The following is an 8,519-nucleotide window of genomic DNA, read 5'->3' as shown; positions in this document are numbered from 1 at the left end:
CTCCTTGCTGCCGACGCCGTTTCAGCGACGACTCTAATAAGCACTGCTCCCAACGCGGCTCAAACTTTTTACAAAAGTCGTCACTCGCACAAAAAATCGTTATAGTATCCATGGGAATCTGACTCCTCTCGTGATGAAATTCTTTTCCAAAACCACTTCGTCATAAGGAATTCAGGTTTCTTTTACAGCTTTTCTTATGTCAAACTCACGTTACTTAATCAATCTTTTCCCTCTTTGTTTTCGGATATCAAAGAATTTCATGGTCTTTCTTCGGTTAATCTTGGGATAGTTATACAATCTTTTCATCAGCAACATTCTGCCGCAGGCGAGGAGATTGTGCGTTATCAAGATCATAACAACAGCGTCTTTTTTGTCTTAAAAGGCATGATCCGAGTCCATTATTATGCATTATCGGGCGATGAAGTCATTCTGTGTGATTTGCCTGCAGGAGAAATGTTTGGCGAGTTGACAGCAATAGATGGTTTGCCACGCTCTGCAACCGCTATCGCTAAAACGGATAGCTTGCTAGCATCTATACCTGACAAAACTTTTTGGGAATTAATTCATACCTATCCTGCTTTCTGCAATGCTATTTTGAGACGACTGACTGGTCAGGTACGTCGTTTAACTGAAAGAGTTTTTGACTTCAGCACACTGGCTGTACGAAACCGTATCCATGCTGAATTATGGCGCTTGGCAAGGGAACGCATGGTATCACTCAATACTGCCATTATCTCACCAGCGCCCCTTCATGCTGAATTAGCCTGTTTTGTTAGCGCCCATCGTGAAGCAGTGAGTCGGGAATTTGCCAGTTTGGCTAAGATTAATTTGATCGAGCAGCGGGGGCGTAATCTGCACATACTGGATGTAGCAAAACTGGCTAAACTAGTCAAAGAAGTGCAGGGTTCTTTGGATTAAACCAAACTCACCAAACTGTTTTTTCTTCAATTTACTTTTTCACAAGTGCTCAAGCAGTATCTTTTACTCTAATAATCAAACGCTAACCAAACCTTTTTAGTAATAAAACTTAGTTGATTCTAAAGTCGTTTTCTGGAATTGAGTATAGTCAAATGCCTGATCACTTGATAGAATCGCCATCTTTATATGTTCAAGCATACTGTTTGTTTATTTTTATATTTTAGGAATATCAATGGCCACCCAAGACTTTCGCCCAGAGAAGAAAATTTCGATCTTTTATCCACCTCAACGTGTTTTGATGGGCCCCGGGCCATCCGATACCCATTCGCGTGTTTTGTCCGCAATGGCGCGTCCCACCTTGGGTCATCTGGATCCAGTATTTGTGGACATGATGGAGGAGCTGAAAAGTTTGATGCGTTATGCTTTTCAGACAAATAATTTGCTAACCTTTCCTGTATCAGGCCCTGGCTCAGTCGGTATGGAAATGTGCTTTGTTAACATGATCGAGCCAGGAGATAAGGTAATTGTTTGTCGCAATGGCGTGTTTGGTGGGCGTATGGTTGAGAATGTCGAACGCCATGGGGGAGTGGCTGTTGTGGTGGATGACAAGTGGGGAGAGCCTGTTGATCCTCAGAAAGTGGAAGATGCCTTAAAAAATAATCCAGATACGAAAATTCTGGCGTTTGTTCATGCTGAAACTTCTACCGGTGTACAGTCTGATGCTAAAACTCTTAGTGATCTAGCTAAGCGCTATAACTGCTTAACGATCATGGACACGGTCACTTCGCTAGGTGGGACACCCATTTATATCGATGGATGGGGAATTGACGCAGTCTATTCCGGCAGCCAGAAATGCTTGTCCTGCCCTCCTGGTCTTTCTCCAGTAAGTTTCTCAGAGCGCGTAGTGAATCTGGTCAAGAACCGAAAACATAAGGTACAAAGCTGGTTCATGGATATCAACTTGCTATTGGGTTACTGGGGCTCTTCACGAACCTATCATCATACGGCACCTACCAATTCACTGGTTGGATTGCACGAAGCTTTATTGATGCTATACGAAGAAGGGCTGGAACATTCCTGGGCACGGCATCAACGTAATCACAAGGCGCTAAAAGCCGGCTTGCAGACGATGGGTATCGAATATGTGGTGGCTGAACCCTATCGCTTGCCTCAGCTGAATGCCGTACATATACCAGTAGGCGTAGATGATAAGGAAGTACGCCGTAGGTTGCTGGCTGATTTCAATTTGGAAATCGGAGCTGGTTTAGGAGATTTTGCTGGGAAAGTTTGGCGCTTCGGTTTAATGGGTAATTCAAGTCGAGTTGAAAATGTTGTTTTCTGCCTTAACGCCTTGGAAACTGTTTTATCCAATATGGGTATGAAGGTAGAGCGTGGTGCTGCGGAAGTGGCCGCTTATCAAACCTATGCAGCGAATACCATGACAATATAAGTTTGATTGAAACAAAACTTATAAATTATGCAACTGCTTTCTTTTTGCTGGATAGGAAGTGGTTGCAATAAGGCAATAAAGTAAGAGAAAAGTATTATTCCATTTCCAAATCAAACATGACGCCAAGGCGAGCCGCAGGTAATATAAATAATACGACAAAGAGAAGCGGGCAAAGCTGCGTTTGATTTGGAAATGGAATTACTATTCTCATTTTTGAATTTGACGAGTTAGGAGAATTGGTTGGATCTTTATTCAACGCCTTGCTCGCCTATCGCCTGTTTTTTCCAGCATAATTCTGCTTCATGAATTCAGAATTTTCTTTTCAACTTGTTGCAGTTCCTTTGCTATCTTTCCTAGTGGCCTATTTACTTATTTTCTGGTTGGTGAAAGGTAATGCACTCAAGATCCTGGATTTTCCAAATAAACGCTCGTTACATAGTACTCCTGTTCCTCGGACTGGTGGTATCGGTCTGATCTTCTCGATATTGTTTGTATGGCTGCTGTTTTCTGCTTCATTGCCTATTTCATTGTGGGTAGGATTTGGCATGCTTGCGCTTATTTCTTTTGCTGATGATGTGAAGGGTTTATCTGTGCTGGTGCGTTTACTGGCCCATATTCTTGTTGCCATTGGCATTTCTGCGATGCTTTTACTAGATGGCTACAATTGGGTCATGGTGATAGGAATGGGACTGGCAATTGCCTGGATGTCTAACCTATATAATTTTATGGATGGTTCTGATGGGCTAGCGGGTGGTATGGCACTCATCGGTTTTGGTTATTATGGTGTAACAGCTTTGCTTGCAGGCGATATGGAATTTGCCATGATTAACTTTTGTATTATGGCTTCCGCTGGGGCTTTCTTACGCTTCAATTTTCATCCAGCCCAAATATTCATGGGAGATGTGGGGGCAGTACCATTGGGTTTTTTAGCGGCAGCGTTCGGCATTTTAGGTTGGGTTAAGGGTTTATGGTCTTTTTGGTTGCCTTTACTGATATTTTCACCTTTTATAGTCGATGCGAGTATGACGCTGATAAAGCGATTTTTCCGTGGTGAAAGGGTTTGGCAAGCACACCGTGAGCATTATTACCAGAGAATTGTGCAGAGTGGGTTTGGGCACCGCAATACAGCCTTATTGGGATATCTATTGATGCTGATGGTTGGCGGGAGTGCAGTATGGGCAAACAGTTATGACTTTATCACCCAGAGCTGGTTGACGGTGATGTGGGGAAGTATTTATTTAATTATAATGCTGGCTTTTGATTGTTATCAACGCTATCGCTACACTAAAACACAGGATGATTGCAAGTAAAATTCATAAACGCTCACTCATTGCTTTCATTCATGATTTTATTGCAGTGATCGTAGCGTGGTGGTTCGCTTATTTATTCCGCTTCAATTTTGAAATTCCTGCTGATTTTCAAGCTTCACTCAAGGAAAATTTAATCTGGATTGCGCCAACTCAAGCGGCTATCTTTTATTCATTTGGCTTGTATCGGGGATTATGGCGCTATGCCAGCTTGCCAGATTTAAAACGAATTCTGCTAACCGTTATTTTCGGCGCAGTAATTGTCCCGTTTGTAATATTCATGCTGAAACTGCCTGTCTTGCTACCACGTGCAGTGATATTCCTTACCCCATTACTCTTGCTGCTAATCATGGGAGGGAGCCGCATTTTATATCGGTCGTGGAAAGAAGGACGATTTTACAGCTTAAAGAATTCGGAACGTAAGCCAGTCATTGTCTTGGGGACAGGAAGTACTGCTATCAATCTGGTAAAAGAACTGGATCGTAGCCCTGATTGGCAGGTAATAGGTTTGCTGGGGGGGAGTCCCAAAAAATTAGGGGCTCGTCTTCATGGCGTTCGGGTTTTGGGTATGATCAGTCAATTACCTGCATGGGTAGCAAAATTAGGTGTGGGTCATGTCATTATTGCCATGCCATCAGCTTCTCAGAATGAGCGGCGCCAGGCGCTCGAAATGTGCGCAGATCTAGGTGTTAAGGCACTGACGATTCCATCCTATGCTGACCTTGTCAGTGGGAAAATGACAGTATCACAAATCCGCAATGTTGAGCTGGATGATTTACTTGGCCGTGCGCCTGTGGTGCTCGATACGAAAGGTTTGCATGATCTGCTGACTGGAAAAACGATACTCATTACTGGTGCGGGTGGTTCGATAGGTTCTGAACTGTGTCGGCAAATCATGGCATTTAACCCTAGGCAGCTAATCTTGTTTGAATTGAATGAATTTGCGCTCTATGCTATTCAAGAAGAATTCCTCATCAAGTTTCCAGCTATCTCTATGGCTTTTGTGATCGGAGATGTCAAAGATCGTGCAAGACTCTCACAAATATTTGATAAATATCAGCCCACGGTAGTATTCCATGCTGCGGCCTATAAACATGTGCCTTTAATGGAAAATGAAAATGCCTGGCAGGCTATGTTGAATAATGTCATGGGAACATATGTGTTGGCAGAAGTAGCTATTGAACATGCTGTAGAAAAATTTGTGCTAATTTCAACTGACAAAGCTGTGAATCCTACCAATGTAATGGGTGCCAGCAAGCGATTGGCAGAAATGGTTTGTCAGGCGCTACAGCAATCAGTGTTACATGCTGAGAATAAGTATATTGGATCATTCAAAACTTGTTTTGTCATTGTGCGGTTCGGTAATGTTTTAGGAAGTACTGGTAGCGTGATTCCTAAATTTAAGGAGCAAATCGCAAAAGGTGGACCGATTACTGTGACACATCCTGATATTTCCCGCTATTTCATGTCTATTCAGGAAGCAGCACAACTGGTTTTGCAAGCGGGCTTGATGGGCGGTGTGAAAGGTGGAGGGGAAATTTTTGTTATGGATATGGGCGATCCCGTCAGAATCGTAGATTTAGCCAAAGATATGATCCGTTTGCTTGGGCTGACCGAAGAAGATATCAAGATTGTCTATACTGGGTTGCGTCCAGGTGAGAAGTTGTATGAAGAGCTAGCGACAGAAAGTGAAAGTACTTTGCCAACCCAACATGAAAAGCTTAGTATTACGTTGTCTTACCAAGTTGATGAACAATGGCTTGCATCATTCATGGAATGGTTTACCAAACAACCTGTGCTAAAGGATGAGGAGGTCAAGTGGGCCTTAGCGAAATGGGTACCTGAGTATTCAAATAAAAGAACAGGTGATCAAAACTTATCAGAGCAGGCAGCCACTTTAAATACACTCTGATAAATAGAGCAAGCAAGTAACCAAATTTCTGTTTCGTTCCGGAAGCCTAAAGTATTTATGCATACGTTTCGTTGAAAAATGCTCACTATCAAAATCAATGAAATCGCTTTTCAGGATTATTTATTCACAATTTTTGTGGATAACTTTGTGAGTAAGTAGTAAATATTTTCATTAACATAATTATTTATAATAGTATTTTATGATTTGATTAATTTTTGTACATAAAATAACTATTTTTAATCAAATAGTTGTGGTTTTATTAAATATTGAAATAAATTTAAATTGAAATAAATCATTTTAAAAAGAAAATGTGGATTGTTTGATATGTCAAGAGTATTACTAATTTACAAGGATAATTCCCTATTTAATATATTGAAATCAAGTAATTAAAAATAATAATAATTACCTTGGATTCTTCAATAAAAAGATTTTTCCTATCACATTTTATATGTGAAGTCATTGGATAAAAGATTATTAGTCATCGTTCATGCTGAATATTCAGAATCTTACCTATTTACAAAATGGACTGCCGCTTCTGCAGGATGTTAATTTACAGGTATTTGCTAATCAGCGTGTGGGTTTGGTCGGTAAAAATGGCTGCGGTAAATCTACTCTATTTCGTTTGATACGAGGGGAAATTCATCCGGATAAGGGTGAAATTATTCTTCAAGCTGGAAAAACGATTGCTTTTGTTAAACAGGAAATTATCAATTCTCATCAATCTGCATTGGAGTTTGTGCTTGATGGCGATGTTGAATTGAGGCAATTAGAGCAAATCCTGATGCGTCAAGTACATGATTCCAACTGGTTTGAGGCACAGCAACGCTATGAAGCAATCGATGGATACGGAGCGCGTGCGCATGCCGCCCAATTGCTGAATGGATTGGGTTTTGCAAATGATGTTTTGGAACGTCCTGTTAGTCAATTTTCAGGTGGCTGGCGAATGCGCTTGAATTTAGCGCGCGCATTGATGCATCGAGCTGATTTACTCCTCTTGGATGAACCAACCAATCATCTTGATCTGGAGGCTATTCTTTGGCTGGAACAGTATCTGGCTCGTTACCCTGGCAGCTTAATTGTCGTTTCACATGACCGTGAATTTCTAAATACATGTGTGAATCGCATTGCACACATTCATAACCGGATCATTGATAGCTATGGAGGAAATTATGAGGATTTTGAACGTACTCGTGCTGAACGTATCGCTCAAGAGGACCAAGCTTTTCAACAGCAGCAAAGGTATATTACCCATATGGAAGATTTTGTGCGGCGTTTTCGAGCCAAGGCTACCAAGGCTAAACAAGCACAAAGCCGAATTAAGGCGCTTGAGCGGCTGGCACGCATCGTCCCTCTCCATATAGATGATGGTCACTATCGGTTACAGCTTGATGCGCCCGAGCGAGGTCCAGATGTGTTGCTGAAAGTGGAAGACATGGGTTTTGGTTATGGTGGAGAGATGCTATTCCAGCATGTTAATTTATTCTTGCGAGCAGGGATGCGTATCGCGCTCATGGGACCGAATGGTGCGGGCAAATCGACGCTAATCAAATTATTGATTGCTGAACTTAAGCCCAGTGTTGGGCGAATAGAGATCGCATCAGATATCCGTATTGGTTATTTTGCTCAGCATCAGTTCGAGAAATTGGATGGATCAATGACACCGTTACAGCATCTTCAGCAACTCGCTCCGAAGGAAACAACGTTGACATTACGCACCTTCCTAGGACGATTTGGGCTAGCTGCCGACAGTGAAGATCGTCCGGTGATGACTTTTTCCGGTGGTGAGAAAAGCCGCCTGGTGCTGGCTTTACTCGCTTGGCAACGACCACACTTACTGTTGCTCGATGAACCTACCAACCACCTTGATTTGGACATGCGTGATGCGCTCATGCTGGCGCTGGAAGAATATACCGGCAGTGTAATCCTGGTATCACATGATCGTAGTTTGATTCGTGCCGTGGCGGATGAATTTTGGCTCGTTGCGGATGGTCAGGTCCAGCTATTTGATGGCGATTTGGAAGATTATAAAAACTGGGTTGAGAATCAGTGTGCCTATAAAGCGATTAAACTCAAGCCAGAGAAAGTTACTCAGCCAAAGACGCTTAAACCGAATAGAAAAGCACTTCTTTCCAAGCAAACTAAACTTGAGGGAACATTGTCTATTGCGCAAACTGAGTTAGCCGCCATCCATCACCAATTAGCTGATCCGGTTACTTATACGGACCGTACGCACGAGGAAATCAGCCAGCTCAATCATATCCGTACTGAACTAGAAAGAAAGATTGCTGAACTGGAAGAAAGCTGGCTAGAGCTGGAAGCAGCAATGGAAGAATGTGGGTAAATCTGATTCGCTGGTTTATTAAATAAAAGTAGCTATTTTCTAGGGTCTGTTGACGTTTTAAGATAAGTATTTCATAGATAGAAACAAACTCGTAATATTGGGGTTCCTACACCCCCAACAAAACGAGTTTGCGATGCCCCGAATGATGCTCAATGATGAGTACTGGTCGAAGCTGGAGAAGATTCTGCTTCAAGAATCGATTTATAACAAGCGCAATCTGCGCATGACGGTAGAAGGCCTACTGTATCGAATGCGGGTTGGCTGTCCGTGGCGCGATCTGCCCAGGGTGTTCGGCTGCTGGAATTCCATCTATAAAAGATTCAATGCATGGTCATTGAGCAGGAAATGGCTGAATGTTTTCAAAGCATTGGCTGTTGATCCGGATTGGGAATGGAGATTTATGGATGGCAGTTATGTTAAAGCGCATCAACATAGTGCGGGAGCAGCGAGTCAAGAATCGCAGGCTATCGGGAAAAGCCGTGCAGGCAATACCACAAAGATCCATTTAGCGGTCGATGGTTATGGCTTGCCAGTTGAGTTTGGAATCACCGGTGGAGAAGTCAATGACTGTTGTGCCGCACCTGATTTGAT

7 protein-coding genes are annotated in these 8,519 nt (G+C 42.5%); 6 read left to right on the top strand and 1 reads right to left on the bottom strand.

Features of this window, described 5'->3' with window-relative positions:
• The first annotated feature begins 234 nt into the window (after positions 1-234).
• Positions 235-918: a Crp/Fnr family transcriptional regulator gene (locus tag BM122_RS19350; protein ID WP_074907136.1), complete on the top strand. Its 684-nt coding sequence runs from the start codon at positions 235-237 to the stop codon at positions 916-918.
• Between the two features lie 232 nt (positions 919-1,150).
• A complete protein-coding gene (locus BM122_RS19345; RefSeq protein ID WP_074907135.1) occupies positions 1,151-2,368 on the top strand; it encodes a pyridoxal-phosphate-dependent aminotransferase family protein in 1,218 nt (405 codons plus the stop codon).
• A gap of 94 nt (positions 2,369-2,462) precedes the next feature.
• Here the strand turns inward: BM122_RS19345 and BM122_RS23645 are convergent, their stop codons facing one another.
• Complete coding sequence (locus BM122_RS23645; protein ID WP_177198218.1) at positions 2,463-2,624, bottom strand: hypothetical protein; 162 nt, start codon at positions 2,622-2,624, stop codon at positions 2,463-2,465.
• A 46-nt stretch (positions 2,625-2,670) separates the two neighbouring features.
• On the opposite strand from BM122_RS23645, the gene BM122_RS19340 reads away from it, so the two are divergent.
• The 4 genes from BM122_RS19340 to BM122_RS19325 all read left to right on the top strand — a co-directional run.
• Positions 2,671-3,678, top strand: coding sequence for an MraY family glycosyltransferase (locus tag BM122_RS19340; protein WP_074907134.1), 1,008 nt, complete (start codon positions 2,671-2,673; stop codon positions 3,676-3,678).
• On the top strand, positions 3,665-5,587 hold the full coding sequence (locus BM122_RS19335; RefSeq protein ID WP_074907133.1) for a polysaccharide biosynthesis protein: 1,923 nt from the start codon (positions 3,665-3,667) through the stop codon (positions 5,585-5,587). The genes BM122_RS19340 and BM122_RS19335 overlap by 14 nt, the downstream gene beginning before the upstream one ends.
• A 487-nt stretch (positions 5,588-6,074) precedes the next feature.
• A complete protein-coding gene (locus BM122_RS19330) occupies positions 6,075-7,928 on the top strand; it encodes an ABC-F family ATP-binding cassette domain-containing protein (protein ID WP_074907132.1) in 1,854 nt (617 codons plus the stop codon).
• Between the two features lie 133 nt (positions 7,929-8,061).
• Positions 8,062-8,519 (top strand): IS5 family transposase (locus BM122_RS19325; RefSeq protein WP_143083556.1); only part of this gene is annotated, 458 nt, incomplete at its 3' end.

Origin of the sequence: Nitrosomonas communis (assembly GCF_900114745.1) — a bacterium.
Classification (GTDB): domain Bacteria; phylum Pseudomonadota; class Gammaproteobacteria; order Burkholderiales; family Nitrosomonadaceae; genus Nitrosomonas; species Nitrosomonas communis_A.
The sequence above is the reverse complement of the archived record's forward strand: the minus strand, read 5'-3'. Positions and strand labels throughout refer to the sequence as shown.

What these genes read in the sequence shown, in the direction of transcription:
- BM122_RS19330 (WP_074907132.1), top strand. Translation starts at nt 6,075, where the DNA reads ATGCTGAATATTCAGAATCTTACCTATTTACAAAATGGACTGCCGCTT.
- BM122_RS19335 (WP_074907133.1), top strand. Translation starts at nt 3,665, where the DNA reads ATGATTGCAAGTAAAATTCATAAACGCTCACTCATTGCTTTCATTCAT.
- BM122_RS19345 (WP_074907135.1), top strand. Translation starts at nt 1,151, where the DNA reads ATGGCCACCCAAGACTTTCGCCCAGAGAAGAAAATTTCGATCTTTTAT.
- BM122_RS19340 (WP_074907134.1), top strand. Translation starts at nt 2,671, where the DNA reads ATGAATTCAGAATTTTCTTTTCAACTTGTTGCAGTTCCTTTGCTATCT.